This is a genomic window from Aeromicrobium sp. Root344, assembly GCF_001425755.1.
Classification (GTDB): domain Bacteria; phylum Actinomycetota; class Actinomycetes; order Propionibacteriales; family Nocardioidaceae; genus Aeromicrobium.
The window spans coordinates 632,505-657,984 of sequence record NZ_LMDH01000001.1; the positions used below are offsets into that span (position 1 = coordinate 632,505).

At 69.3% G+C, this 25,480-nt stretch carries 24 protein-coding genes; 10 read left to right on the forward strand and 14 right to left on the reverse strand.

Translation table 11 applies throughout. The features are described 5' to 3' along the window. The first annotated feature begins 61 nt into the window (after window positions 1-61). Complete coding sequence (locus tag ASC61_RS03075) at window positions 62-892, forward strand: hypothetical protein (protein ID WP_056209185.1); 831 nt, start codon at window positions 62-64, stop codon at window positions 890-892. Window positions 893-949: 57 nt separating this feature from the next. Continuing rightward, window positions 950-1,528, forward strand: a complete 579-nt coding sequence (locus ASC61_RS03080) for a cysteine hydrolase family protein (RefSeq protein WP_056209188.1) — start codon at window positions 950-952, stop codon at window positions 1,526-1,528. Here the strand turns inward: ASC61_RS03080 and ASC61_RS03085 are convergent. From ASC61_RS03085 to ASC61_RS03100, 4 genes are read right to left on the reverse strand one after another with little or no spacing between them, the layout of a single operon-like run. Next, window positions 1,518-3,116 carry a phytoene desaturase family protein gene (locus tag ASC61_RS03085; RefSeq protein ID WP_056209191.1) on the reverse strand — a complete coding sequence of 533 codons (1,599 nt, stop codon included), beginning with the start codon at window positions 3,114-3,116 and terminating at the stop codon, window positions 1,518-1,520. The two genes, ASC61_RS03080 and ASC61_RS03085, sit on opposite strands and share 11 nt — an antisense overlap. After that, on the reverse strand, window positions 3,113-4,054 hold the full coding sequence (locus ASC61_RS03090) for an SDR family NAD(P)-dependent oxidoreductase (RefSeq protein ID WP_082530421.1): 942 nt from the start codon (window positions 4,052-4,054) through the stop codon (window positions 3,113-3,115). Before ASC61_RS03090 ends, ASC61_RS03085 begins: the two co-directional genes overlap by 4 nt. Beyond that, window positions 4,051-5,232, reverse strand: coding sequence for a zinc-dependent alcohol dehydrogenase (locus ASC61_RS03095; RefSeq protein ID WP_056209194.1), 1,182 nt, complete (start codon window positions 5,230-5,232; stop codon window positions 4,051-4,053). The genes ASC61_RS03090 and ASC61_RS03095 overlap by 4 nt, the downstream gene beginning before the upstream one ends. Then, window positions 5,232-5,705 (reverse strand): SRPBCC family protein, encoded by a 474-nt coding sequence (locus ASC61_RS03100; RefSeq protein WP_056209197.1) that lies wholly within the window; start codon window positions 5,703-5,705, stop codon window positions 5,232-5,234. The genes ASC61_RS03095 and ASC61_RS03100 overlap by 1 nt, the downstream gene beginning before the upstream one ends. Window positions 5,706-5,829: 124 nt before the next feature. Between ASC61_RS03100 and ASC61_RS03105 the strand changes: the two genes are divergently transcribed. Further along, the gene (locus tag ASC61_RS03105) at window positions 5,830-6,381 is read left to right on the forward strand and encodes a hemerythrin domain-containing protein (protein WP_056209199.1); all 552 of its coding nucleotides are present in this window, start codon (window positions 5,830-5,832) and stop codon (window positions 6,379-6,381) included. After that, window positions 6,378-7,478, forward strand: a complete 1,101-nt coding sequence (locus tag ASC61_RS03110) for a carboxylate-amine ligase (RefSeq protein WP_056209201.1) — start codon at window positions 6,378-6,380, stop codon at window positions 7,476-7,478. Before ASC61_RS03105 ends, ASC61_RS03110 begins: the two co-directional genes overlap by 4 nt. A gap of 3 nt (window positions 7,479-7,481) precedes the next feature. Here the strand turns inward: ASC61_RS03110 and ASC61_RS03115 are convergent, their stop codons facing one another. The 4 genes from ASC61_RS03115 to ASC61_RS03130 all read right to left on the reverse strand — a co-directional run bounded on the left by ASC61_RS03115 (window position 7,482) and on the right by ASC61_RS03130 (window position 13,275). Beyond that, the gene (locus ASC61_RS03115; protein ID WP_157439357.1) at window positions 7,482-8,123 is read right to left on the reverse strand and encodes a hypothetical protein; all 642 of its coding nucleotides are present in this window, start codon (window positions 8,121-8,123) and stop codon (window positions 7,482-7,484) included. A gap of 49 nt (window positions 8,124-8,172) precedes the next feature. After that, window positions 8,173-9,732: a glutamine-hydrolyzing GMP synthase gene (gene guaA / locus ASC61_RS03120; protein WP_235503468.1), complete on the reverse strand. Its 1,560-nt coding sequence runs from the start codon at window positions 9,730-9,732 to the stop codon at window positions 8,173-8,175. A gap of 284 nt (window positions 9,733-10,016) precedes the next feature. Then, complete coding sequence (locus tag ASC61_RS03125) at window positions 10,017-11,711, reverse strand: GMC oxidoreductase (RefSeq protein WP_056209208.1); 1,695 nt, start codon at window positions 11,709-11,711, stop codon at window positions 10,017-10,019. Then, entirely contained in the window at window positions 11,704-13,275 is a 1,572-nt protein-coding gene (locus ASC61_RS03130) for a succinic semialdehyde dehydrogenase (RefSeq protein ID WP_056209211.1), read from the reverse strand. Before ASC61_RS03130 ends, ASC61_RS03125 begins: the two co-directional genes overlap by 8 nt. A gap of 268 nt (window positions 13,276-13,543) precedes the next feature. Here ASC61_RS03130 and ASC61_RS19595 point away from each other — a divergent pair, with 268 nt between their 5' ends. From ASC61_RS19595 to ASC61_RS03160, 6 genes are all read left to right on the forward strand, one after another. Continuing rightward, window positions 13,544-14,104 carry a hypothetical protein gene (locus ASC61_RS19595; protein WP_157439358.1) on the forward strand — a complete coding sequence of 187 codons (561 nt, stop codon included), beginning with the start codon at window positions 13,544-13,546 and terminating at the stop codon, window positions 14,102-14,104. Continuing rightward, window positions 14,101-15,405, forward strand: coding sequence for a copper resistance CopC/CopD family protein (locus tag ASC61_RS03140; protein ID WP_056209216.1), 1,305 nt, complete (start codon window positions 14,101-14,103; stop codon window positions 15,403-15,405). The genes ASC61_RS19595 and ASC61_RS03140 overlap by 4 nt, the downstream gene beginning before the upstream one ends. A gap of 41 nt (window positions 15,406-15,446) precedes the next feature. After that, entirely contained in the window at window positions 15,447-16,142 is a 696-nt protein-coding gene (locus ASC61_RS03145) for a hypothetical protein (RefSeq protein WP_056209218.1), read from the forward strand. 103 nt (window positions 16,143-16,245) lie between these two features. Beyond that, the gene (locus ASC61_RS20210; RefSeq protein ID WP_056209221.1) at window positions 16,246-17,190 is read left to right on the forward strand and encodes a cupredoxin domain-containing protein; all 945 of its coding nucleotides are present in this window, start codon (window positions 16,246-16,248) and stop codon (window positions 17,188-17,190) included. A 95-nt stretch (window positions 17,191-17,285) separates the two neighbouring features. Continuing rightward, window positions 17,286-17,942: a plastocyanin/azurin family copper-binding protein gene (locus ASC61_RS03155; protein WP_056209225.1), complete on the forward strand. Its 657-nt coding sequence runs from the start codon at window positions 17,286-17,288 to the stop codon at window positions 17,940-17,942. Beyond that, window positions 17,932-19,347, forward strand: coding sequence for a PepSY-associated TM helix domain-containing protein (locus ASC61_RS03160; RefSeq protein WP_056209228.1), 1,416 nt, complete (start codon window positions 17,932-17,934; stop codon window positions 19,345-19,347). The genes ASC61_RS03155 and ASC61_RS03160 overlap by 11 nt, the downstream gene beginning before the upstream one ends. Here ASC61_RS03160 and efeB read toward each other — a convergent pair. From efeB to ASC61_RS03190, 6 genes are all read right to left on the reverse strand, one after another. Then, the gene (gene efeB, locus ASC61_RS03165) at window positions 19,344-20,642 is read right to left on the reverse strand and encodes an iron uptake transporter deferrochelatase/peroxidase subunit (protein WP_056209231.1); all 1,299 of its coding nucleotides are present in this window, start codon (window positions 20,640-20,642) and stop codon (window positions 19,344-19,346) included. The two genes, ASC61_RS03160 and efeB, sit on opposite strands and share 4 nt — an antisense overlap. A gap of 9 nt (window positions 20,643-20,651) precedes the next feature. After that, complete coding sequence (gene efeO / locus ASC61_RS03170; RefSeq protein WP_056209234.1) at window positions 20,652-21,776, reverse strand: iron uptake system protein EfeO; 1,125 nt, start codon at window positions 21,774-21,776, stop codon at window positions 20,652-20,654. 116 nt (window positions 21,777-21,892) lie between these two features. Then, a complete protein-coding gene (locus tag ASC61_RS03175; protein ID WP_056215232.1) occupies window positions 21,893-22,699 on the reverse strand; it encodes an MOSC domain-containing protein in 807 nt (268 codons plus the stop codon). Further along, window positions 22,699-23,160, reverse strand: coding sequence for a GNAT family N-acetyltransferase (locus ASC61_RS03180; protein WP_056209244.1), 462 nt, complete (start codon window positions 23,158-23,160; stop codon window positions 22,699-22,701). Before ASC61_RS03180 ends, ASC61_RS03175 begins: the two co-directional genes overlap by 1 nt. Next, entirely contained in the window at window positions 23,157-24,263 is a 1,107-nt protein-coding gene (locus tag ASC61_RS03185; protein WP_056209247.1) for a GuaB3 family IMP dehydrogenase-related protein, read from the reverse strand. Before ASC61_RS03185 ends, ASC61_RS03180 begins: the two co-directional genes overlap by 4 nt. Before the next feature lie 35 nt (window positions 24,264-24,298). Then, complete coding sequence (locus tag ASC61_RS03190) at window positions 24,299-25,465, reverse strand: NYN domain-containing protein (protein WP_056209250.1); 1,167 nt, start codon at window positions 25,463-25,465, stop codon at window positions 24,299-24,301. Between the last annotated feature and the right edge of the window lie 15 nt (window positions 25,466-25,480).

Consider the following 25,480-nt stretch of genomic DNA (forward strand, 5'->3'; position numbering starts at 1 on the left):
ATACCCGCGGGCCCTCCGCGACAAACCCGCGAGCCGGACCGTCCGGTCCTACGCTGGAGGCATGGCCGATCTGCGATCCATCGCCCAGGAGCTCTATGCCCGGCCGCTGTCGGAGTTCATCGCGGCCCGCAAGGCCGCCGCCGACGACGCCGGCGACAAGGAGCTGGCGCGTCAGGTCAAGGCGCTGCGCAAGCCCAGCGCCGCCGCATGGGCGGTCAACGCGCTCGCGCGCGAGCAGGCCGACCTGGTCGAGGAGGTCGTCGAGCTCGGCGAACAGCTGCGCGACGCCCAGGCCGACTCCGACGGATCGCGTACGCGACTGCTCGACCGCGCGCGGCGCGACCTGACGAGGCAGGCGCTCGACGAGGCCGCCGAGCTCGTCACGGCGGCCGGCGGCACCCTGAGCGCGCAGGCCGCGGCCGGCATCGAGGAGACCCTGCGCGCCGCGATGACCGACCCGGACGCCGCCAACGCGGTGCAGGACGGGCTGCTCGTCGCGACCTTCGCGGCCAATCCGTTCGAACCGGTCGACCTGACCGACGTCGTGGCCATCCCGCCCGAAGGGGCCCGACCACGTACGAAGAAGGTCAAGCAGGGGCCCACCCAGCTCGAGCGCAAGCGTCTCGAGGTGGCCGAGGCCAAGGTCGACAAGGCCCGGCGCAAGGCCAAGGCGGCGGCCGACGAGCTGGAGTCGCTGCTGGAGGACCGTGACGCCCTGCAGGAGGAGCTCCTCGAGCTGCGCAAGAAGGCCAAGGCACTCGAGCGCGAGGTGTCCGACACCGAGCAGGCGCTCGACAAGGCCGACAAGGCGGCCGATCGTGCGGAGGCTGCCGAGCGCGAGACGCAACGCGAGCTGGAGGACGCCGAGGCCGACCTCGACCGCCTCCGTTGAGCGGTTGACCAGCGGGTCTTGCGGGTAGATCGCTCCCAGATCGACGGAAGGAGCCCCATGACGTACGCCGTGCAGGCGTTGCTGATCGTCGACATGCAGGTCGACTACTTCAACGACAGCGAGCTCGAGCGTTGCCGGGACGACCTGGTCGCCGCGTGCAACACCCTCGCCGCCAGGGCCAGCGCTGCCGGGGCCCTGGTCATCGAGGTGCGTACGGAGCACACGCGCGACCGATCCACGTGGGCGCTCAACATGCGCGACGACGACAGCGGCATGGTCATCGAGGGCACCACCGGGGCGGAACCCGTCGCCGGGCTGCACACGGACGAGGCCATCACGGTGATCAAGACCCGTGACAGCGCGTTCTTCCGCACCGAGCTCGAGGACCTCCTCGCCGCGCACGGCATCGAGACGATCGCCCTGACCGGCGTCTCGACGGAGTCCTGCATCGCGACGACGGCGGCCGACCCTTACGCCCGTGACCTCCGCGTCGTGCTCGTCGACGAAGCCGTGGCGTCGGTCGATCCCGGCCTCAACCGGCGCACGCAGGAACAGCTCGAGAAGCAGTACCGTCAGCCGACCGTACGCCTCGACGACGTCACGTTCACGGCTCCCGGCGAGCAGCTCACCGCCTGAGCGACGCGGGCATCAGCTCCCGGACGCGTGTGTGGGCGATCGCCGCGCGGGCCGCGTTCATGCCGCACGCGCCGTGCACCCCGCCGCCGGGGTGCGCCGCCGCCGACGCCAGGTAGAGCCCGCGCACGGGAGTCTCCGCCCGACCCATCCCCGGCACCGGCCGGAAGATCAGCTCCTGGTGGAGCTGCGCCGTGCCGCCGTTGATCGCCCCGCCGATGAGGTTGAGGTTGCGCTGCTCCATCTCGCGCGGCCCCAGCACGCGGCGGGCCATGACCTTGGAGCCGAATCCCGGCGCGACCTCCTCGATGCGCGCCTGCATGCGGTCGGCGAAGCGTTCGCAGTCGTCGCGGTCCCACACCCCACGGATGCCGTCGTCCCCGGCGTCGCGGATCGCCTCCTGCGGCACGTGCGTGTAGGCCCACAGCGCTTCCGTGCCGGCCGGCGAGCGCGTCGGGTCGGTCGTGGACATCTGGCCGGCGAGCATGAACGGCGCCGCAGGGATCGCACGGGCGGAGACCTGCCCGAGCGCCTCGGTCATCTGCTCGACCGAGTCCGCGACGTGGAACGTGCCGGGGTCGTGTGGCGGCGGCTTGGCCCACGGTACGACGCCGTCGAGCGCCCAGTCGACCTTGACCGTGCCGGGGTCGAGCTCGAACGACTTCATGGCCCGGGTCGTCCGCGCCGGCAGGTCCGCAGGCTGCACCAGCCCGCCGTACAGGTGGGGCGCGGCGACGTCGGCCAGCACGGCGCGACGCACCCCGAAGTGCTCACCGTCAGTCGTACGCACGCCCACTGCGCGGCGATCCTCGACCTTGATCCGCGACACCTCCGACGAGCAGTGGATCTCTCCGCCCAACGACTGGAAGCGACGAGCCAAGGCCTTGGTCAGCTCCCCGGCGCCCCCCTGCGGCACCGGGAAGCCGACGGTCTGACCGAGCATCACCAGGAGCACTCCCATCAGCCCCGAGCCCGGCGCGTGCAGCGGGATGTCGGCGTGACCCGCGTTGCCGGCGACCAGCAGGCGAGGCGACGTGCCACCGAACCGAGCGAGTCCGAGCTCGGCGGCGGGCGTCAGCATCATGCGGACGAAGTCGAGCCCGCCGACGCTGCGCAGCCTGGCGAGCGCACCAAGACCGTTCTTGACCGGCGGGAACGGCGACAGCAGCGCCTTGACCAGCTGGTCCCCGATGCGGTCCCACTGGCCGCAGAGCTCGAGCCACGCTGCTCCGTCCCCGGGATGCTGCTCGTCCATGAGCGCCGCGGTGATGTCGCGGTCGCGGTGCAGCATGGCCCACTGGCCGTCCCTGGTCGGATGGCCGAGCACAGCCGGAGCATGCTGCCACACCAGGCCGTGGTCCTCGAGGTGGAACGACCGGATCGTCGGCGAGGCCTCCGCCAGCGGGTAGAACGCGCTGAACGTGTCGTGCACGAAACCCGGGTGCACGTCCTCGGCACTGCGCACGGCTCCCCCGACCTCGGGCTGCGCCTCGAGCACCAGCACCGACCAGCCGGCGTCGGCAAGGTGGTTGGCCGCGACGAGCCCGTTGGGCCCGGCACCGATGACGACGGCGTCGTACCTACGGGTCACGCCGAGTCCTTGCCGGTGACCTTGGCGAGCACGTTGCGACCGATGCCGACCAAGGCACTGCCCTGAGCGCCGCGCGCCTGGTTGCCGGCGAAGTGCGACTCCAGCACGTTGCCCTCGGTGGGCTCGACTCGCGTCGTCCGGTCGCTCGCCATGGTGCGGAACAGTGGCCCGACGAGGAAGTCGAACGCCCAGGGCAGGGCGTTGAAGCCGAACCGCATCACGTCGTTGGCGATGCCGATCTGCGTACGCGCGCGGTGGCGGTCGAGCCTTTGCAGGGCGATCCGCGCGACGCGCTCCGGCGACAGCACGGGGGGCGGCGGGCGGCCAGCGAAGCCGTCGTAGTTGGCGGCCTGCTCGTAGATCGGGGTGTCGACGCCGCCGGGCGCGATGTAGGCGATCGTCACGTCGTCCAGGTCACGGTTCTCCAGCTGCAGCTGGCGGGCGAGTGCGCGGACGCCCCACTTGCTCAGCACGTACGCACTCATGCCCGGCACGCTGATGTGCCCGATCACCGAGCCGAACAGCACGAGCGAGCCGGCGCCCTGTGCGCGCAGCACCGGGATCGTGTGGCGGGCGACGTTGACCGAGCCCGTCAGGTTGGTGCGGAGCACCCCCTCGAAGACCTCGGCCGGCACCTCCTCGGTGCGCCCGTACGCCACGACGCCGGCGCAGTGCACGACCGCGTCGATCCGCCCGTGCTGCGAGGTCACCGCGGTCACCATCTTGTCGACCTGGGCGTCGTCGCCCACGTCCGTCGTCAGCACGAGGGTCGAAGCCGCTCCTGAGGTCTCGCACTCCTGCGCGACCTGCTGCAGTGGTGGTTCACCTCGGGCCACCAGCACGACATGGTCGCCGGCCGCCGCGGACTGCAGGGCGACGGCCCGGCCGATGCCGCTCGACGCACCCGTGACGACGGTGACGCGGGCGCCTTCCGTCACGGCTTGAGCACCACCTTGACGCAGCCGTCCTGCTTCTTCTGGAACATCTCGTAGGCCGCCGGCGCCTCCTCGAGCGGGACGTGGTGCGTGGCAAGCGACTCGACGCCCAGGAGGTCACCGTCGTGCTGGAGCACCGTGATGATGTCGTCGGTCCAGCGCTTGACGTGGCACTGCCCCAGCCGCATCGTGATGCCGCGGTCGAACATCTCCATCACCGGCATCGGGTCGACCTCACCGCCGTAGACACCACTGACCGACACCGTGCCGCCACGGCGTACGGACTTGATGCAGGCGATCAGCGCGGCGAGCCGGTCGATCGCGAACTTGTCGGTGAGCGGCTTCGCCAGTGCATCGGGCAGCATGCCGACCGCGCTGATCGCGGTCTTGGCGATGGGCGAGCCGTGCGCCTCCATGCCGACCGCGTCGATCGTGCCGTCCGCACCACGGCCATCGGTCAGGTCGAAGATCGCCTCGGTGATCTCGTCGACCGAGTCGAGGTCGATGACCTCCACGCCGTACGAGCGCGCGAGGTCGAGCCGCTCGGCGATGCGATCGACTCCGATGACCCGCCGGCCGGCGTTGAGGGCGATGCGGGCGGTCAGCTGACCGACCGGCCCGAGGCCGAACACGGCGACCGTGCCACCCTCCGGCACGTCGGCGAACTCGAATGCCTGCCACGCGGTCGGCAGGATGTCGGACAGGTAGAGGTAACGCTCGTCGGGGACGCCCTCGGGCACCTTGATCGGCCCGAACTGCGCCTCCGGGACCCGCAGGTACTCGGCCTGACCGCCCGGCACCGAGCCGTACAGCTCGGTGTAGCCGAACAGCGACGCGCCCTTGCCGGTCTTCTCGTTCTGGGTCGTCTCGCACTGCGCGAACAGTCCGCGCGAGCACATCCAGCAGTGACCGCATGAGATGTTGAACGGGATCACGACGCGGTCGCCGACCTTGAGGTCACCCGCGTCGGGGCCGACCTCCTGGACGATGCCCATCGTCTCGTGGCCCAGCACGTCGCCGGGGTGCAGGAACGGCCCCAGCACCTCGTACAGGTGCAGGTCGGAGCCGCAGATCGCGGTCGAGGTGACCTTGATGATCGCGTCGTTGGGCTGCTGGATGACCGGGTCGGGGACCGTCTCCACCGAGACGGAACGCTTTCCCTGCCAGGTGAGTGCACGCATCAGTTCTCCTTCGTCGATCGTTGGGCACGGTCGAGCGCCTCGTGGCGGCCCTCGACCAGGAAGGCGAGCCGTCGCAGGGTCTCGGTGTTGCGCCACTTGAGGCTGAGTCCCTTGAACGGCTCCGGGACGAGGACGCCGGGGCCCGCGGTGGCCTCCTCGGTGATGACGACCTCGGTCCGGGCACCGATGTCGCTGAGCCGGATCTCGACGCGGCCCTCGCCGACCGGCCACGCCCGCACCTTCAGCGTGATCGCCCGGCCGGGGACTGCTTCGAGCACCTCGGTGTGGTCGTCGATCAGCAGGGGCCAGGCACCGACGGAGTGATGGATCCGGCTGCCGACCGCAGGCCAGTCACGGTCCACGTCACGCATGCGGGACGCCCCCACGACCCACAGCGGATAGAGCCAGCCGTCGGCGAGGACGGTCCAGACGTCATCGGGGGTCGCAGCCATGACGCGGCGGTTGACGCTCACAGCGTCGCCTTCTCGGATGTCACGTTCATCTGGCTGTCCTACCCACGGCCCCACGCGGGCAAACGGCGTCCTTGCCAGGTCGTACGCGGGATTGATCGCGCGGCCGCCGGGGTAGATGCCTCCCATGACGACGATTGACCTGGGCCGGCCTGAATCGGGCGACGTGATCGACCTGATCATCGAGGACCACCGGCGGTTCGAAGCCCTGCTCCGCGACCTGCGCAACGCCGAGAGCGACCGCGAACGCGTACGCGCGGCGTTCTCGGCGCTTCACGTGGCACATGCCGAGGCGGAGGAGAAGTACGTCTACCCGGCGCTGCGCCGCAAGACGTCGGCCGATGCCGAGGAGGTGGACCACGGCGAGGAGGAGCACGCCGAGGGCAACGAGGCACTGCTCGCCCTCCTGGAGTGCTCGGGCACCGACACCCAGAAGTTCGACGATGCCCTCGAGAAGCTCGCGGAGCTCGTCAACCATCACCTGACCGAGGAGGAGCTGACGATCCTCAATCCCGCTCGCGAGGATGTCGGCGAGGCGACGCGCCTCGACCTCGGCGAGAAGTTCGCCACCGAGCGCAACCGGCAGATCGACGATGACTGCGGCAACATCGTCAACGTCCGCCGGATCGTGCAGGAGGCGCGCGCCGAGGGACTGCTGGACGACTCCGAAGGTCCGTGACCGTGCGCGAGGTGGGCGTCGAGGAGGAGATGTTCCTGATCGATCCCCGCACCAAGCGGCTCGCGCCGGTGTCCGACGCCGCGGTCCACTCGACCCGGGCAGCTGAGGACGACCTCGACCAGGAGCTGTTCCTCCAACAGCTGGAGATCCGCACCCGTCCGCACTCCGACCTCGCAGCGCTGCGCTTCGACCTGGTCGAGGAGCGGCGGCTGGCGGCGGAGTCGGCCGAGTCCGTCGGCGCCCAGCTGGCAGCCGTGGCGACGCCGGTGCTGCCGCACGAGGACGGTCGTACGACCCCCAAGCATCGCTACGTCACGATGCTCGAGACGTACGGCAAGGTGCTCGGCCAGGCCGGCCTGGTGTGCGGCACCCACGTGCACGTGTCCGTCGACGAGGACGAGGCGGTCGGGATCATCGACGACATCCAGCCGTGGCTGTCCTTGGTCGCGGCGCTGTCGTCGAACTCGCCGTTCTGTCGCGGTGAGGACACCGGCTACGCCAGCTGGCGGCGCCAGCTCTACGACGGATGGCCCAGCGCCGGACCCGTGGAGCCGTTCGGTGACGTCGACGGCTACCAGCAGGTCACGCGCGAGCTGATCGCGTCCGGCGCCGCTCTGGACGAGGGGATGCTGTACTTCGACGCCCGGCTGTCCCGCAACTTCCCGACGATCGAGATCAGGGTCGCCGACGCGTGCACCGACCTCGACGACACCGTGCTCATCGCCGAGGTGTCGCGCGCCCTCGTCGAGACCGTCGCGCGGGCGCGCGCAGCCGGTGACATCCCACCGCCCTGGCGGGTCGACCTGTTGAGGGGTGCCCGGTGGCGCGCCCGGCGCAACGGGCTCACGGAGTCGTTGATGGATCCGGTCTCGCGGGCCGTCGTACCGGCTGACAAGGCACTGGGCGTGCTGCTCGACCACATCCGGCCTGCGCTCGAGGAGCACGGCACCGCGGCGCTCGTCGAGGAGGGCATCCGCCGTCTGCTGGCCGACGGCACCGGTGCGGAGCGTCAGCGTGCGGTCGCGGCGGAGTCCGACGACCTCGCCGCCGTGGTCGACGACGTGGTCCGCCGGACTCGCGCCTCGTTCGACGCTTGACGATCAGTCGTAGTCCGACTCGTTGTCGAGCGAGATCCAGTCCGACGACTTCTGCGTGGTCGTCGAGCCGTCCTTCTTGATCAACAGGGTCCCGTCGACGCCGAGCACGGTGTAGGAGGTGCTGTCCTTCTTGGCCACGAACGCGTCGAGCTGCGGGTCATAGCTGCCGGGCAGGTCGATCACGGCGCCGCCGCTCGGCTTGGTGACGAACCGGAACGACTCACCGGAGGAGTCCTTGCCGCAGATCGACGTCTTGGCGTCGGTCGTGGTCGTCTTGTAGAGGATCACGGGATACGAGCCACCGCAGGCGAGGCTCAGACCGGACTTCTTCTGCTCAGCGTGCGACACCGGCTGGGTGCCGCAGTCGGGCAGCAAGCTGTCCTGCTCGGTGCCCTCGACGTTGAACTGGGTCTTGGGCCCCTCGCACTTGGTGGTCGCCGTCGGCTTCTTGCTCGGCGTCGCCGACGTGGTCGGCGGAGCCGTCGTCGAGGTCGTCGTGGTCGAGTCGCTGCCGACCGCAAGAGGCTCGGCCTTGCCGTCGTCGCCCATCAGGCGCCAGCCGGCGAACGCCACGACGGCGAGGACACCGACAGCGAACAGGGCGAGGAACACCCTCTTCTGCCGCTGGGAAGCGGTCTGGCTCACTGGTGTTCCCCTTCGATCGACTCAGACGACCCTAACAAGACGGGTGGTCTCACTCCCACTCGATCGTGCCGGGCGGCTTGCTCGTGATGTCGAGGACGACCCGGTTGACCTCGTCGACCTCGTTGGTGATGCGCGTCGAGATGCGCTCCAGGACGTCGTACGGGAGGCGGCTCCAGTCGGCGGTCATCGCGTCCTCGCTCGACACCGGCCGGAGCACGATCGGGTGCCCGTAGGTCCGACCATCGCCCTGGACTCCGACCGAGCGGACATCGGCCAGCAACACGACCGGGAACTGCCAGATCTCGCCGTCGAGGCCGGCCGCCGTCGTCTCCTCGCGGACGATCGCGTCGGCTCGGCGCAGGATGCGGAGGCGGTCGGCGTCGACCGCGCCGACGATGCGGATCGCGAGGCCCGGACCGGGGAACGGGTGACGGCCGACGATCGCCTCGGGGATGCCGAGCTGGCGACCGACATCGCGCACCTCGTCCTTGAACAGGGTGCGGAGGGGCTCGATGAGGCTGAACTCGAGGTCCTCGGGCAGACCGCCCACGTTGTGGTGGCTCTTGATGTTGGATGCTCCCGCGCCGCCACCGGACTCGACGACATCGGGGTAGAGCGTGCCCTGCACGAGGAACTTCACGGGGGTGCCGGGCGTCGCCAGGACCTCTCGCTCGGCGGCCTCGAAGACGCGGATGAACTCGCGGCCGATGATCTTGCGCTTCTCCTCGGGGTCGGAGACGCCCGCCAAGAAGCCGAGGAACTGGTCCTTCGCGTCGACGACCTTGAGGTCGACACCCGTCGCCTCGACGTAGTCCTTCTCGACCTGCTCGGCCTCGCCCTCGCGGAGCAGGCCGTGGTCGACGAACACTGCGGTCAACTGGTCACCGATCGCACGCTGCACCAGCGCCGTCGAGACCGCGGAGTCGACTCCGCCCGACAGGGCCGAGATGACGCGGGCGTCGCCGACCTGCTGGCGAATCAGCTCGACCTGCTCCTCGACGATGTTGCTGCTGGTCCAGGTCTGCCGGCAACCGGCGATGTTGACGAGGAACGACTCGAGGATGCGCTGACCGTGCTCGCTGTGCAGCACCTCGGGATGCCACTGCACGCCGGCGAGCTTGCGCTCGGTGTGCTCGAACGCGGCCACCGTGGCGCGCGGCGAGTTGGCGTTGACGAGGAAGCCCTCGGGCGCCGCGACGACCTCGTCGCCGTGCGACATCCACGAGGTGAGCGCCGTGGGAATCCCGGCGAGCAGCGTGCCCGGCTCGACGATGCTCACGGACGTACGGCCGTACTCGCGCTGTCCCGTGTGCGCGACGTTGCCGCCCAGCACCTGCGCCATGGCCTGGAAGCCGTAACAGATGCCGAACACGGGTACGGCGGCGTCGAACAGGGACGCATCGAGCTGCGGCGCGCCGGTCTCGTAGACCGATGAGGGACCGCCCGAGAGGATGATCGCGGCGGGCTGCTTGGCGAGCATCTCGTCGATCGGCATGGTGTGCGGGACGATCTCGGAGTAGACCCTCGCCTCACGCACCCGGCGGGCTATCAGCTGGGCGTATTGAGCCCCGAAGTCGACGACGAGAACAAGGTCATGATCAGGGGCCACGCGGCCCATCCTATCGGCCTGAAAATAATGTGGAGAACGTCGTAACCCTGTGTCACCGCGGTCGTTTTACAGGGTGGATCTAACAACACTCCCTCCCGTTAGATCATGTGCTGCTCCTCGTGGCACAACAGGGCCCGACCCGTGAGCTCCCTCCCGGTCGGGCTCTGTGCATTCTGGGACTTTTCGTCCTGCCCGCGACTTCGTCGCGGCCCGGGCTCCGGCGGTGACTTGCTCGCCCATCCGAACCCCGGATGGGCGACTCACGCACCGCCCATAGGGGACGCTCAGCTCACGCCGATGATGGGGAGGTGCAGGGCGGCCGGGGCATCGGCGGGCACGACGGGATTCTTGGGCGCCACCGGCTGGAGCTTGCGGTAGGCCTCGCCGACGGGCGGGCGTACGTCGTCCTCCCCCTTGTTGGGCCAGTAGGAGATCGCGCGTTCCGCCTGCGCCGTGATCGTCAACGAGGGGTTCACGCCGAGGTTGGCGCTGATCGCCGAGCCGTCGACGACGTGCAGGCCCTCGTGGCCGAACAGCCGCTGGTAGGGGTCGATGACACCGGTCTCGGGCGAGTCGCCGATCGCGCAGCCGCCCATGAAGTGCGCCGTCAGCGGCACGTTGAAGGGCTCGCCGATCGTGCCGCCGGGCGTACCGTCCATGTGCTCGGCCATCCGCTGCACCGCCTCGTGCGCCGGCGGGATGAACGAGGGGTTGGGCGCGCCGTGGCCCTGCTTCGAGGTCAGCTTGCGCCGGCCGGTGATGCCACGCTTGGTGTACGTCGTGATCGAGTTGTCGTGCGTCTGCATGACCAGGGCGATGACGGTGCGCTCCGACCAGTGCCGCAGGTCGTACAGCTTGAAGATGCTGGCCTTCTGCCGCCACATCTCCTTGAGCCACACGCGCCAGCGCGGCGTGCTGGTGCTGCCGTCGGTCAGCACGGTCTGCATCAACGACATCGCGTTGGAGCCCTTGCCGTAGCGCACCGGCTCGACGTGTGTGTGCTCGTCGGGGTGGAACGACGACGTGATGGCGGCCCCGTGGCTGTAGTCGATGTCACGGCTGTTGGCGATCGCACCGAGCAGCGCCTCGGAGTTGGTACGCGTCAACAGCCCGAGCCGGTCGGACACCTGCGGCAGCGCACCGCGGTCCTTCATCTTGTGCAGGAGCTTCTGGGTGCCCATCGTGCTCGCCGAGAAGATGACCTGCTGCGCCGTGATCTTCTTGTGCGGACGGAACCGCTTGTTGGTGCGCCGCGTCTCGATCTCGTAGCCACCACCGGCGAGCGGGGTGACGGAGGTGACCGTCGTGAGCGGGTGCACCTCGGCGCCGCCCTTCTCCGCGAGGTAGAGATAGTTCTTGACCAGGGTGTTCTTGGCGTTGTGGCGGCAGCCCGTCATGCACTCGCCGCAGTGCTTGCAGCCCGCGCGGTCCGGTCCGGCGCCACCGAAGTAGGGATCGGCGACCGTCTCACCAGGTTCGGCGCCGAAGAACACGCCGACCGGCGTGTGGTGGAACGTGCCACCGACGCCCATGTCCTCGGCGACCTGCTTGATGATCGTGTCGGCCGCGGTCTCGATGGGATAGACCGAGACGCCCAGCATGCGCTTGGCCTGGTCGTAGTAGGGCGCCAGCTCGGCCTTCCAGTCCGTGATGTGGCCCCACGCGGGATCCTTGTAGAACGGGTCGAGCGGTTCGTAGAGGGTGTTGGCGTAGACGAGCGAGCCACCACCGACACCGGCGCCCGACAGGATCAGGACGTCCTTGAGCTTGTCGATGCGCTGAATGCCGTAGCAGCCGAGCTGGGGCAGCCACAGGAACTTGCGCAGCCGCCACGAGCTCTTGGCGAAGTCCTTGTCCTCGAAGCGCTTGCCGGCCTCGAGCACAGCCACCTTGTAGCCCTTCTCGGTCAGCCGCAGCGCCGAGACGCTCCCACCGAAGCCCGAGCCGATGATGACGACGTCATAGTCATGGTCAGGCACGCGGGGTCCTCCTCAGGATCCTCAGTCCAGCAGTCAACACCGTGGCGTACGTCCGCGGGCGCAGGAACGCCGGTCCGGCGACCGGGAAGCCACGCTGCACGCCGACGGCCTGTGGCTCGGTGTAGCGCAGGATGCCCTCGGCCCCCTGTCGACGACCCAGGCCCGACTGACGCATGCCGCCCATCGGGGCGTCGACGCTGCCGAACGTGGCCGAGAAGCCCTCGTTGATGTTGATCGTGCCGGCCTTGATGCGCGGCGCGATCGCCCGCGCCTCGCGCGGCTTGCCCCAGATGCTGGCGTTGAGGCCGTAGTCGCCCTGGTTGGCGAGCGCGACGGCCTCCTCGACGGACGTGTAGGGGTAGAGCGACACGAGCGGTCCGAACGTCTCACCGGCGAAGCACTCGGCGTCAGGGGTGACACCCTCGAGCACGGTCGGCTCGTAGAAGTAGGGACCGAGGTCCGGACGCGGCTTGCCGCCGACGAGCACCGTCGCCCCGTGAGCGACGGCGTCCTTGACGTGGTCCGTGACGGTGTCGAGCTGCGCCTGGGACACGAGGGAGCCGATGTCGGCGTCCCAGTCGAGCGCGGCGCCCAAGGAGAGGTGCTCGACCCGGGACACGAACGCCGCCTTGAACTCCTCGAACCGCGACTCCGGGACGTAGAGGCGCTCGATCGAGACACAGAGCTGGCCGGCCGACGAGAAGCACGCCTGGACCGCTCCGGCGGCGGCCTTGTCGATGTCGGCACTCGGCAGCACGATCATGGGGTTCTTGCCGCCGAGCTCCAGCGAGCAGCTGATCAGCCGGGCGGCGGCCTGCTGGGCGATGAGCTTGCCGGTCGCGGTCGACCCGGTGAAGCACACGTAGTCGGCCCGCTCGATGATCGCGGTGCCCACGACCGAGCCGGCGCCGCTCACGACCTGCCAGACATCGGCTGGGATACCGGCCTTGCGCATGAGCTCGACGCCGGCGAGGGCGATCAGCGGGCTCTGGCTGTCGGGCTTGTGCACCACGGCGTTGCCCGCCGCGATCGCGGGGATGCCGTCCGAGATCGCCATCGTCAAGGGGTAGTTCCACGGGCTGATGATGCCGACGACACCCTTGGGCACCTGGTTGACCGAGATCGACGTGAGGCCAGGCAGCGCGCCGTTGCGGCGGCGCGTGCCGATCTGCTTCTTGAGACGGCGGGCATAGAAGCGGGCAGTCAGGGCCAGGTGGGCGACCTCGTCGAACGCGTGGGAGCGGCTCTTGCCCGACTCGACCTGGATCAGGTCCAGCAGCTCGTCCTGGTGCTCCAGCACGAGGTCGTGCAGCCGCAGCAGCGCCTTCTTGCGCGAGCGCAGCGACGTCCGCGCCCAAGCCTCCTGCGCCACGCGGGCGCTCGCGAAGGCGGCGTCGACGTCGGCGATGCTCGAGACCGGGACCTCGGCGACCGGGTCGCCGGTGAGCGGCGAGTGAGTGGTGCGGCTCTCGCCCGACGTCGTGCGGATGAGACTCGTCAGCTCCGCGGCGCGCGCCGGAGTGACAGGCGACATGGTCGTGGAGGGTGAGTCGAGCGCGGTCATACCCTGAGTATGACATCGCGGGTGTCACATGACTACCGGCGAGTAACGAGGGTCACGTCGCGCGTACGCCTCAGCGGCACGTTGCGAGCGTGAACCCGAGGGGTGTCGGGGCGATTTCCAACGCCTCACCCCCGGAAGCCGCGTCGCTTGAGCGAAATGATCCGTGCAATTCACGCCGCTGACACCATCTGCGGATTCCCGCTCGACAGCATGGTTGGCACGCGCAGGACCACTCCCATTCCCTGTCCTGCGCGGAAGGGGAAGCACTGTGAGCTCATCTCGGGCAGGATTCGTCGATCGTCGCGACGCCGCCATGGCGTCGGTGCTCGCCGGCGGGGTCGTCGTGATCCTCGGCTACGCGTCGGGGATCGGCATCGCGCCGACCGACGCTGCGACTGCGGCTCCGGCACCTCAGCCGCCGGCTGCCGCGGCGCCCGCGGCGCCGGTCGTCACCCCTCCCGCCGCGACGCCGGTCGCGCCGCCCATGGCGATGCCGGGCACCAGCACGATGCCGGACATGTCGATGCCCGCGGACACCCCTGCGCCCGCAGTCACCGAGCCCGAGCCGACGCCCACCGATTCCGAGCCCACGCCGAGCGAACCGGCCGCCACCTGTCCGCCGTCGGTGCTCGCCAGTCTCCCGGCAGTGGGCCAGCTGACCTCGTCGCTCCTCTCGTCCGTGCTGACGTCGGCGCCGCTCGTGAGTGACCTCGCCGGGCCGCCGGTCGAGGGCAAGGCTCCGGGCCCCCTGACCTGCCTGGTCGGCACGCTCGTCGGCCCGACCTGCTGCACCACGACGGCCACCGCCGCTGAAGTGGACGACAAATGACTCGCCGGCGGGGGCTGGCCCAGCTGGGCGCCCTGGCGGTCGTCGCGACCGCGCTCCTGACGTTGGGCCTTGCCTCGCCGACGCAGGCCCACGACGAGCTCGAGAAGTCGACCCCCGCCACAGGGACGACCCTCAAGAAGCTGCCCGCACATGCCACGCTGGTGTTCAGCGAGTCCCTGGGGCCCGACGACCTCACGGTCACCGCCGACGGCACCCGACTGAAGGTCGATGCGGTCCCCGGCAAGCCGGCGACACTCACGGTCGACCTGCGCCCCGTCAAGCCCGCGAAGACGGTCCTGCTCGACTGGCAGGCCGAGGACCCTCACGACGGTCATGAGAGCTCAGGAGTGATCGCCCTGCACGTCAAGGCGAGCCACGCAGCCGCTGCCACTGCCGACGCCAACGCCCACGCCCCGCCGGACGACTCACGCCTCATCACCTGGGTGACGGTCGCCGCCCGGATCGTCGGCTACCTCGCGATGGCCGTGTTCGTCGGCGGCCTGCTCTTCCTCTCCCTGCTCTGGCCCGCCGGCGCCAAGGAGCCCCGCAGCCGACTTCTGCTGGGCATCTCCGTGGCGGCGGGCATCGCCGCAGCCGCCACCTCCGAGGCCGTCGTCGTGTGGCGCTCATCCGGTGGCATGACCCTGCGCCAAGCGCTCAACGAGGACTTCGGCCGTGTCACGACGGCGATGGCGCTGCTCTGGCTCCTTGCCGCGGTCGTCGTCGCCGCGGTGTTCCAGCGTGGCGAGCACGTCGTACGCGAGCTCCCCTGGCGGGTCGCAGCTCTCATCGTCGGCGCCGGCCTCATCCGTACGACCGGCATGAACGCGCACGCGACACAAGGCGCGCAGCCCACCTGGGGTGCGGCAGCCGAGTTCCTGCACCTCGTCGGCATCAGCGCCTGGGTCGGTGGTCTCACGGTCATGACCGTGTGCCTGCTCCCACGGCGCAGCATCGCCGAGCTCGAGCGGATCGTGCCGAAGTTCTCGACCATCGCGATGCTCTCGGTGCTCGTCATCGTGTCGTCCGGGCTGATCCTGAGCTGGCAGATCATCAGCTCCGTCGACGGCTTCTGGCACACCCACTACGCCCGTGTGCTGTTCATCAAGCTCGCGCTCTTCGCCACGGTCCTGCTGGCGGCGATGAAGAGCAAGAGCTGGGTGGGGCGCAACCTGACCAGCTCGACCCACCGGGGCTCGGCCGTCGGCGCGTTCATCGCGTCGGTCGCGACCGAGACCGTGCTGGTCATCGCCGTGCTCGGCGCCGCAAGTGTCCTGGTCACCTCCAGTCCAGGCGTGTGAATCACCATCCGAAGGAACCCTCCCTCAGGAAGGCAAGACAGATGAACCCCACACCGTCCACCAGTCCATTCCGATCTCCGGAGCTGCGCAACCGCAGTCTCGTGGTGGTCGCCCTGCTGGCAGCGCTGGCGGCTGCCCTGTCGTTGTTCGCGCTGCGTACGTCGCCAGCGACCACCGACGCTCTCGCGCCTGCTGCCTCGGTCACCGGCACCAGCTCGCCCGGTGGTCTCCTCGACGGTCTCGTGCCGGCCGCGAGCCCCGTCACGACACCGGTCGTCAAGACCGCACCGGCGGCAGCGCCGGCTGCGGCGACACCTGCTGCGGCGAAGGGCGGCACGGCGGCACCCGCACCGGCAGCGACGACCGATCCGATGGCGATGCCGGCGCCGAGTGACGTGTGCACCGGGCTCGAGTCCTCGGTCGACGTGTTCCTGCAGCACCTCTACGCAGCGCACCTCGAGACGGGCGTCGGCCAGCAGGTCACCGACGCCCTGAACCTCGACCAGTACCTCAAGACGCACCTCGTCCTGGTCGAGAACATGCTCAAGCCGCTCCTCGGAGGCTCCCAGCAGACGTTGGCCGCGTTCCTGCAGCACGTCTACTCGGCACACCTCGAGACGAGCGTCGGTCAGCAGGTCACCGACGCCCTGGCGATCGACCAGTACGCCAAGACCCACACGGTGTGGGTCGAGAGCCTGATCAAGCCGCTCATCGGTGCCGATCTCAGCTCGTGCTGATCCTGTCCCCCATCCAGACAACCGGAGCTCTGGCCGAGTCGCAGTCGGCCAGCTGTCCGGGTGAACCACAACCCACAGAAGGAGCGGCTCGATGAGACCACGCATGACCAGCACGACCAGCAGGACCGACACCCACCCGACCCCGAAGCGATGGGGTCTCATGGCGCTCGTGATCGGCGGGGTGCTCACCGCGATCGTGTCCGTCGCCGGGCTCTCCGCCGGAGCGTCCGAGTCCTCGGACACCCTCTCGGCGAGCGCCGCGACGACGAAGGCCAAGGCCGCTGCGGCCTCGGCCACAGCCGCCTCTGCGGCCACTGCCACGAGCACCACGACGAAGGCGGCGGTCACGAAGCAGGTGATGATCGAGAACTACAAGTTCACCCCTGCGTCCTTGACCGTCGCCGTGGGCGACACCGTCAAGTGGACCAACATGGACACGGCGCCCCACACGGTGACGGTCACGAGCGGCCCGGTGAAGTTCAACTCCGGAAACCTCTCCAAGGGGCAGAGCTTCTCGTACACGTTCAAGACGCCCGGTACGTACTCGTACTACTGCGCGGTGCACCCGGACATGACGGCCAAGGTCACGGTGACGGGCTCCGGCACGACCCCGACGCCGACGCCGACCACGCCGACGCCCAAGCCCACTGACACGCCGACGCCCACACCGACGCCGACGATGCCGCCGATGGGCGGCGGGGACGACGTCTGCACGGGCCTGGACTCGACGGTCAACGTGTTCCTGCAGCACCTCTACGCAGCGCACCTCGAGACGAGCGTCGGGCAGCAGGTCACTGACGCCCTGAGCCTCGACCAGTACCTCAAGACCCACCTGGTCCTGGTCGAGAACATGCTCAAGCCGTTGCTCGGCGGGGTCCAGTCAACGCTGGACACGTTCCTGCAGCACGTCTATGCCGCGCACCTGGAGACTGGGGTCGGCCAGCAGGTGACCGACGCACTCGCGATCAACCAGTACGTCAAGACGCACACGGTGCTCGTCGAGAACATGATCAAGCCGCTGGTCGGTGAGGATCTGAGCTCCTGCTAGGAGCGGAACAGATGTGGTGGTCCGGCCGAGTCGCAACCGGCCGGACCACCACGCCCCCAGTATGACCGGCCGCACCACCCACGGAAGGACATTCCATGTCATCTCGGCTCTCCACCGCTCCCCGGAAGGGTCCGCGGGTCCTGCTCGCCAGCCTCCTCGCTCTCCTCACCGTCCTGGTGTGGCCGGCCTCCGAGGCCTCGGCCGCGACGCACCAGATCACGATCAAGAGCTATGCGTATGGGTCCGGCTCGATGAGCATCACGCAGGGTGACACCGTCACGTGGACCAACCAGGACAGCGTTCCGCACGACGTCGTCGTCACCAGCGGGCCGGTGAAGTTCCGTTCGCCGATGCTGACGAAGGGCAAGAGCTGGAGCTACACGTTCACCTCGGCCGGCGCCTACTCCTACACGTGCAGCGTCCACCCGGACATGCACGCGACGATCTCGGCCAAGGCGAAGCCGGCCGCGCCTGCTCCAGCCGCCACGACCCCGGCCGCAGCCGCGCCGAGTGCCGCAGCGCCGACGACGCCGACCACCACCGCCACGACACCCGCCCCCAGGACCACGACCGAGGCACCTGCGCCCGCGCCGGACTCCGCGTACGTCGCCACCACGGCCGACGACAGCCCCTCGCTCGATCCCATGCTCCTGCTGCTCGGGCTCTCCACGGCGATCGTCGTGTTCTGCCTCCTCCTGATGGCGTCCCGCCCCCACGCCGCCACGACCTCCGGCGACCCCGATGGCGACTGACACGCTGGCGCCCGCGCGCCGCGACGCCAAGGAGCGCAAGCCGAGCGGTGGGTTGTTCCGCGCGTTCTGGCGCTGGCACTTCTACGCCGCGTTCATCGTGGCCCCGATCCTGCTGGTGCTGGCCTCGACCGGGCTCATCTACCTCCTGCGGTTCCAGATCGAGCCGCTGATGCACGCCGACGTCATGAAGGTCGAGCAGCCGGCCGGAGCGACGCAGCGGGTGCCGTACGAGGACCAGCGCGCCGCCGTCGCCAAGGCGTACCCGAAGGCCACGATCGCGTCGATGACCGAGCCGAAGGGCGACGACCGGTCGACCGACTTCTACCTCAGCCTGCCGGACGGCTCGAGCCGCGACGCGTACGTCAACCCGTGGACCGGCGAGGTGCTCGGCGAGCTCAATCCCGACACGACACTCAGCGGCCTGGCGGTACGCCTGCACACCAACATGATGCTCGGCTCCACCGGCGACATCCTGATGGAGCTCGGCGTGTGCTGGGCGATCGTGATGGCGCTGACCGGCTACTACCTGTTCATCCGCGGCCGAGCCGCGCGTCTGCGGCGCCGTCTCTCGGGCGCCGCCGGGTCAGCGATGCGCAGCAGGCACGCCGTCATCGGCTCGGTCGTCGGCGTGAGCCTGCTGGTCCTGCTGGTCTCGGGACTGCCGTGGACGGCCTTCTGGGGCAAGCACGCGCAGACCATGGCCACGGACCACAGCACCTCGATGTGGGGCAGTGATCCCGGCGGGGTGTCCAAGAAGGGTTCCACGCTGGACGAGTCCTTGCCGCACAGCCACGCTCACGAGATCCCGTGGGCGCAGGGCGACTCCACGGTGCCGCAGTCGGCCAAGCCGGGCAAGGATGTGTCAATCGCCAACATCGACACCGCCGTCGCCGTCGCCGACAAGGCCGGGCTCCACCACCCGCTGACGATCGCGCTGCCCACGGACGACAAAGGCGTCTTCTCCGCGATCAGCTACGCGTTCCACGACCCGTCACGGGAGAAGACCGTGCACATCGACCAGTACGGCGGGCAGGTCGTCGGCACGTACGGCTTCGCTGACTATCCCGCTCTGGCCAAGCTCGTCTCGCAAGGCATCGGGCTGCACGAAGGGCGCAGCTTCGGGCCGGTCAGCTTCTGGGCCGCGGCGCTGTCGTGCCTCATGGTGATCTTCATGTGCCTGTCGGGCCCGATGATGTGGTGGCGGCGGCGACCCAGGGGCGGCGGATCCGTGGCAGCACCACGGGGTCGGATGCCGCTGCGTGGCAGCCCGCTGCTTGCGGTCGCGATCGTCGCGCTCGGGGTCTTCCTGCCGTTCTTCGGCATCTCGTTGCTCGTCGCGCTGCTCGTCGACCAGCTGGTGCTGCGCCGCATCGCGCGACTGCAGACCTGGTTCAACGTGGTCTAGTCGAAGAGCCTCTCGCCCCAGAAACCCTTGCGGCCCACGCCGGGCGGGCAGGCGAACAGACCGGAGCTGACGTGCACGATGTACTCGTTGAGCAGGTCGTTCTGCGAGCCCGCGAGCGAGCGCTGGACCTGCACGAACTGCTTCTCGGGGTCACGCTGGTAGGCGATGAAGAACAGCCCGGCCGACAGCTGTCCGAGCCCGTCCGAGCCGTCGACGAAGTTGTAGCCTCGCCGCAGCAGCTTGGCGCCGTGGTTGAAGTCGGGGTGCGCGAGGCGTACGTGCGACTTCATGTCGATGACCGGTGCGCCGCGATCGTTCTTCTTCTTGAAGTCGATCGTGGCGAACTCATCGCCGCCAGACAGCGGGCCACCGGAGCCCTTGGCGCGGCCGATGATGTTCTCCTGGCCCTCGAGGGGCTCACGGTCCCAGATCTCGATGCGCATGTTGATCTTGCGACTGACCAGGTAGGAGCCGCCGACGAGCCAGTCCGGGCCGTCCTCCTCGGACACCCAGACGAAGTCCTCGACGTCCTTCTTGTCCTCGACCTTGATGTTGGCCGTGCCGTCCTTGAAGCCCAGCATGTTGCGAGCCGTGACCTGCGCAGACGACGTCGAGGACGTACGCCCGAAGCCCATCTGCGAGTAGCGCACCGACGCCCGGCCGAAGGCGATGCGTACGAGGTTGCGCACCGCGTGCACCGCGACCTGCGGGTCGTTGGCGCAGGCCTGGATCGCGAGATCGCCGTCGCTGATCGCCGGATCGAGCTGGTCGCCGGAGAACGCGGGCAGCTCCTTGAGCTTGTCGGGCAGCTTGCCGTCGAGGCCGAACCGGGGCTTGCCCTTGGCGTCGACGAACAGGCTGCGGCCGAAGCCCACCGTGATGGTGAGCCCTGACGGCGGCAGGCCGAGCGCCTCACCGGTGTCCTCCGGCGGCGCGAACGGCGACCCGGACACGGCGCCGAACTTGCCGACGTCGTTGCCCTGCGTCATCTGTCGCGACGCGTCGGTCCAGTCCTTGAGCAACGAGATCAGGTCGGCGCGCTCCTCGCTCGTCATGTCGAGCGTGACGAAGTAGAGACGGTCCTGCGCCGGCGTGACGATGCCGGCCTGGTGGACGCCCTCGAACGGGATCGGCTGGGCATCGGGATCGGGGACGCCGGCGGTCGGCTCGTCGCCCTGGCGACCCACGGCGTAGCCACCGCCGGCGCCGGCACCGACAGCCAGCGCACCGATGCCCGCCGCTCCGATCAGCTTGCGCCTGGAGAGCCCGCTCGTGGATTCGTTCGTCTCGGACATCAGTTCAGGCTACGCAGACTCGGCAACCACGGCGGCGACGCGGCTGATCGGTTCGCTGACAGCGGCCACCAGGTCGGACAGGCGCTTGACCTGCGCCTTCGTGAGCTTGTCGTAGAACGTCCAGTCGCCGTTGTCGTCCTGGTACTGGTCGAGGTCCTCATCGAGCGTCTTGAACCTGGCGTCGAGCTCCTTGACCAGGGCGGGATCCTGCTTCACGAGCACGGGGCGCAGCGCCGCGATGGCGGCCTGCGAACCCTCGATGTTGGCCTTGAAGTCCCAGAGGTCGGTGTGGCTGAACTCGTCCTCCTCGCCGGTGATCTTGCTCGTCGCGACCTCGTCGAGCAGGCCCTTGGAGCCCTGGGCCAGCTCGAGCGCCGTGAGCGGCGCGTCCTTGCCGAGCGCCACGATCTTCTTGACGTTGACGAGCAGGTTGTCGGCGTAGGTGGCCATGCCCTCGGTGTTGTTGTCGACCCAGAGCTGCTTCTCGATGCGGTGCCAGCCGGTGAAGTCGCGCTTCTCGGCCTTGGCGTCGGCCTCGCGGCCGTCGGTCAGGGGATCGAGGTCGCCGAACTTCTCGGCGACGGGCTCGATGCGCTCCCAGTACGTACGCGCGATCGGGTAGAGCTTCTTGGCCTCGGCGACATCGCCCTCCTTGACGGCGGTGACGAACTCCTCGGTCTTGGCGATCAGCGCGACGGTCTGCGAACTGACGTAGCGCTCGTACGACGTCGCCGCGGCCTTGAGCTGCTCGGAGTCGGACAGCTTCTTGGCAGCCTCACCGGTGACGGTGATCTTCTGGCGGATGCCGTCGCCGACCATGCCGGGCTTGCACGCGCCCTGGTAGGTGCCCTTGGGCAGGTCGACCACGAGGTTGCGGGTCAGACCGGGGCCCACGTTCTCTACCTCGCCCATGATGCGATCGCCGTCGGCATACACGTAGAACTCGGTGACCTTGCTGCCCTTGTTGGTGACCTTGAACGTCGAGGGGCCGGCCTTGAGGTCGGTCTGCGAGACCTCGCACTTGGAGTCCGTGGCGCTGACCGTGAGCCCACCGGACGCCTTGGGGTCGGAGGCGCAGGCCGTGAGGCTCAGGGCGGCGATCGTCAGCACGCTGAGCGTGGCAAGAGGCTTCATTGCTGGAGATGTCCTTCGGGATCGGGGCTCCGCCTCAAAATAAGGCTAGCCTCACCATGCTAAGGCACCCCTGACCCAGCGGGCCAGTCACCCCGGGTGTGATGTGTTCGACGTCGCTACGCGATCGTGACCTCGTCGCCCACCGACACCTTGCCGGTCGCGAGCGGGATGATCCGGATGCCGAACCAGGTCTTCCCGGCCCACTTGCGGTGGCGCGCGAGCGTACGGATGGGCTCCTTGCCGTGCGCGAGGGTCACCGGGTCGATCGTCGTCACCATGCACCGGTCGCAGTGCTCGGCGAACCGGTAGGGCACGTCGCCGATGTGGATGCCGCGCCAGTCGTCCTCGGCGAACGCCACGTCGGAGCCGTCGACGACGACATTGGGCCGGAAGCGCTGCATCGCCATGGGCTCCGGCTCGTGCTCCTGGGCGATCCACGCCTCGAGCTGGGCGAGCGACGACGTCGTCGTGAGCAGCAACGGTCCGGTGTCGGCGAGGCTCAAGGGCTCCGCGCCCAGGCCACCGTGCTGCTGGGAGATCGGTCGCCGCGCCGGGTCGTCCTGCCACACCAGGCGTACGGGCTCGTCAAGCAAGCCGCTCAGCCACGCGGCGGCGGCGTCGCCGGCATCGATCATCGTCGAGAGCCTGGTGACGTTGACCGGGACCTCCGGGCCACCGATCGGGACGGGCACGGTGAGTGATGCCTGGCTGGGCGCGGTGAGCGTCAGGGCACCGAGTTCGCCAGGCGTCGCCGTGACCATGAGCAGCCGGTCGTGCGTCGTGGCGTTGAGCCGGGCGCCATGCGGGTCGACCACGGCCCAGCGCCGGTCGTCGCGCAACCCGGCGAGCTCCACGTGGGCCGACGTGAGGTCGACCGGGGCCGTGGCCTTGATCGGATAGACATGGACCGACTGGACCTGCATCACAGCAGCTTCTCGAAGCACAGCGAGTAGGTGACGTCCTCGTAGGGCGGGTAGACCGGGATCGGCGTGTAGCCGTGCCGGTCGTAGAACTTCAGCGCCGCATGCTGCCGGTCGCCGGTGTGGATGATGACCCGGCTCGCCCCCTCGTCGCGGGCCACGTCCTCCATCGCGCCGAGCAGCTCGTCGGCGATGCCGGATCCACGGCGACTCGGCACGACGTACATGCGCTTGATCTCGAGCTCGCCGTCGAGCTCGCGGAGGCAGGCGTGGCCCACGGGCCCGTCCTCGTCGTACGCGACAACGGTCGCCACGACGGATGCCGGCTCGATGCCCTCCGAGCCGGAGCGGTGCAGCGACGCGGGGTCGGACGCATAGAGCTGGTTGCCATAGGCCACGTGCTCGTCGCGCAGCGCCACGGCGTCAGGATGCTCGAACGGCACCCGCTCGACGGTGGTCGTCAACCGACGACGACCTCGACCCGCTGGAACTCCTTGAGGTCGGTGTAGCCGGTCGTCGCCATCGCGCGACGCAGCGCCCCGATGAGGTTCATCGTGCCGTCGGGCACCGACGAAGGGCCGAACAGCACGGACTCGAGGTCGCCGACCGTGCCCATCTCGACCCGGGCGCCACGGGGCAGGTCGGGGTGCCAGGCCTCGGCGCCCCAGTGGAACCCGCGACCCGGGGCCTCGACGGCACGCGCGAACGGCGAGCCGATCATGACGGCGTCGGCTCCGCAGGCGATCGCCTTGGCGATGTCGCCGCTGCGGCCGATCGAGCCGTCGGCGATGACGTGGACGTAGCGGCCGCCGGACTCGTCGAGGTAGTCACGACGGGCTGCGGCCACGTCCGCGACGGCCGAGGCCATCGGGACCGCCACACCGAGCACGCTGCGCGTCGTGTGGGCCGCGCCGCCGCCGAAGCCGACGAGGACGCCGGCCGCACCGGTGCGCATGAGGTGCAGCGCCGCCTGATAGGTCGCGCAGCCACCGACGATGACCGGCACGTCGAGCTCGTAGATGAACTCCTTGAGGTTGAGCGGCTCGGTCTGTCCCGAGACGTGCTCGGCCGACACCGTCGTGCCGCGGATGACGAACAGGTCGACACCGGCCTCGACGACGACATCGGCGAACTGCTTGGTCCGTTGCGGGGAGAGCGCCCCGGCCACCGTGACGCCGGACTCGCGCATCTGGTGCAGACGCGCCGTGATGAGCTCGGCCTTGATCGGCTCGGCGTAGATCTCCTGGAGCCGCTTCGTCGCGAGCGGTCCGTCGATGCCGGCGACCTCCTCGAGCAGCTTCTCCGGGTCCTCGTAGCGGGTCCACAGTCCTTCGAGGTCGAGCACGCCGAGGCCGCCGTGCTTGCCGAGGGCGATCGCCGTCTCGGGGCTCATGACCGAGTCCATCGGGGCGGCGATGACGGGCAGCTCGAAGCGGTAGGCATCGATCTGCCACGCGGTCGAGACCTCCTCGGGGTCGCGCGTACGCCGGCTCGGGACGATCGCGATGTCGTCGAAGGAGTACGCCCGCCGACCGCGCTTGGCCGTGCCGATCTCGATGTCTGCCATGCGTACAGCCTAGGGCGTACCGGTGACCCTCTGACCTACTGGACGCCTCGTTGGATGTCGTCGAGCGACAGGTCGGGCAGCATGCCGGCGGGCTTGGTCGAGCGGCGCACGAGCACGGGCTGGACGTCGTCGCTCTCGCGGGCCAGGGCGTACTGCGTGCCGGCCAGCGCGAACCGGAGCGCCCGCGACAGCGAGCTGACCCTGGCGTCCGACGGACTGAGCTTGGGCGCCGCCGCCTTGATCGCCATCGCCAGGATCGGCAGCGGGCCACCGTGGTTGGCCAGCTGGTCGCTGAAGCTGCGCACCTTGGAGTCGGAGAGGACCTTCTTGATGATCGCCTTGTAGTCCTCCGGCGAGGTCGCGGCCTCGCCGTGGACGACGGGGATCTCCTGCGCCAGGGCGTGCCAGTTGACCTTGCCCTTGCCAGCGGCAGCCGGTGCCTGGCTCGCGGACTTCTTGGCTGAAGCCTTCTTGGCGGGCTCAGCCTTCTTGGCGGCGGCCTTCTTGGCCGGCTTGTCCTCCTTGGCCGGCTTGTCCTCCTTGGCCGCGGCCTTCTTCGCCGTGGCCTTCGTCGCCCGCGGTTCGGGCTGCTCCTCGACTGCCGGCTTCTCGGCCGGCGCCTTGCGTGCGCTCTTGCGCGGGCGGCTCTCGGCCGGCGCTGCCTGCTCGCCGGACGAGAACAGCGGCTTGAGTGCTGCGACCGGCGGAGGCTTGGCGGCCAGCTTGAGCGTGACGTACTGGTCGACCTCGCGCTCGAGGACGTTGTTGGGGCGGTGGTCGGGAAGCGTCGCACCGACCACGTACTTGTTGAGCTCGTGCAGACGACGCACGAGCGGCACGAAGTCGCCGTCGGCGGACACGATCACGAAGACGTCTATCTGCTCCAGCTCGGCAGCCACGCGGAGGCAGTCGACGACGAGCACGATGTCAGCCGCGTTCTTCTCGGCCTTGCTGACCGAGAAGACCTGCACGGTCTGCACCCCGGCCCGCTCCACGTCGCGCCGGTAGTCTTCGAGCCCCAGGGCGTTCCAGTCGGCGTACGCCCGCGCGACGGCGATGTTGCCGCCGTCAGCCGCCAACGCGGCGGCGGACTCGAGCTGCTTGAGGATGTCCTCCATCGACACATCAGGGATGTCGAGCTTGCCGTAACCCTTGAACAGGTTCTCGGCATCGATGAAGACAGCGACATTGCGGGTGGCCACGAGTCGAGGCTATCG

Excerpts from the sequence above, each read along its gene's own strand:
- ASC61_RS03155 (WP_056209225.1), top strand. The coding sequence starts at position 17,286 with ATGTCATCTCGGCTCTCCACCGCTCCCCGGAAGGGTCCGCGGGTCCTG.
- efeO (WP_056209234.1), bottom strand. The coding sequence starts at position 21,776 with ATGAAGCCTCTTGCCACGCTCAGCGTGCTGACGATCGCCGCCCTGAGC.
- ASC61_RS20210 (WP_056209221.1), top strand. The coding sequence starts at position 16,246 with ATGACCAGCACGACCAGCAGGACCGACACCCACCCGACCCCGAAGCGA.
- efeB (WP_056209231.1), bottom strand. The coding sequence starts at position 20,642 with ATGTCCGAGACGAACGAATCCACGAGCGGGCTCTCCAGGCGCAAGCTG.
- ASC61_RS03105 (WP_056209199.1), top strand. The coding sequence starts at position 5,830 with ATGACGACGATTGACCTGGGCCGGCCTGAATCGGGCGACGTGATCGAC.
- ASC61_RS03175 (WP_056215232.1), bottom strand. The coding sequence starts at position 22,699 with ATGCAGGTCCAGTCGGTCCATGTCTATCCGATCAAGGCCACGGCCCCG.
- ASC61_RS03140 (WP_056209216.1), top strand. The coding sequence starts at position 14,101 with ATGACTCGCCGGCGGGGGCTGGCCCAGCTGGGCGCCCTGGCGGTCGTC.
- ASC61_RS03095 (WP_056209194.1), bottom strand. The coding sequence starts at position 5,232 with ATGCGTGCACTCACCTGGCAGGGAAAGCGTTCCGTCTCGGTGGAGACG.
- ASC61_RS03145 (WP_056209218.1), top strand. The coding sequence starts at position 15,447 with ATGAACCCCACACCGTCCACCAGTCCATTCCGATCTCCGGAGCTGCGC.
- ASC61_RS03075 (WP_056209185.1), top strand. The coding sequence starts at position 62 with ATGGCCGATCTGCGATCCATCGCCCAGGAGCTCTATGCCCGGCCGCTG.
- ASC61_RS03130 (WP_056209211.1), bottom strand. The coding sequence starts at position 13,275 with ATGACCGCGCTCGACTCACCCTCCACGACCATGTCGCCTGTCACTCCG.
- ASC61_RS03080 (WP_056209188.1), top strand. The coding sequence starts at position 950 with ATGACGTACGCCGTGCAGGCGTTGCTGATCGTCGACATGCAGGTCGAC.
- ASC61_RS03185 (WP_056209247.1), bottom strand. The coding sequence starts at position 24,263 with ATGGCAGACATCGAGATCGGCACGGCCAAGCGCGGTCGGCGGGCGTAC.
- ASC61_RS03160 (WP_056209228.1), top strand. The coding sequence starts at position 17,932 with ATGGCGACTGACACGCTGGCGCCCGCGCGCCGCGACGCCAAGGAGCGC.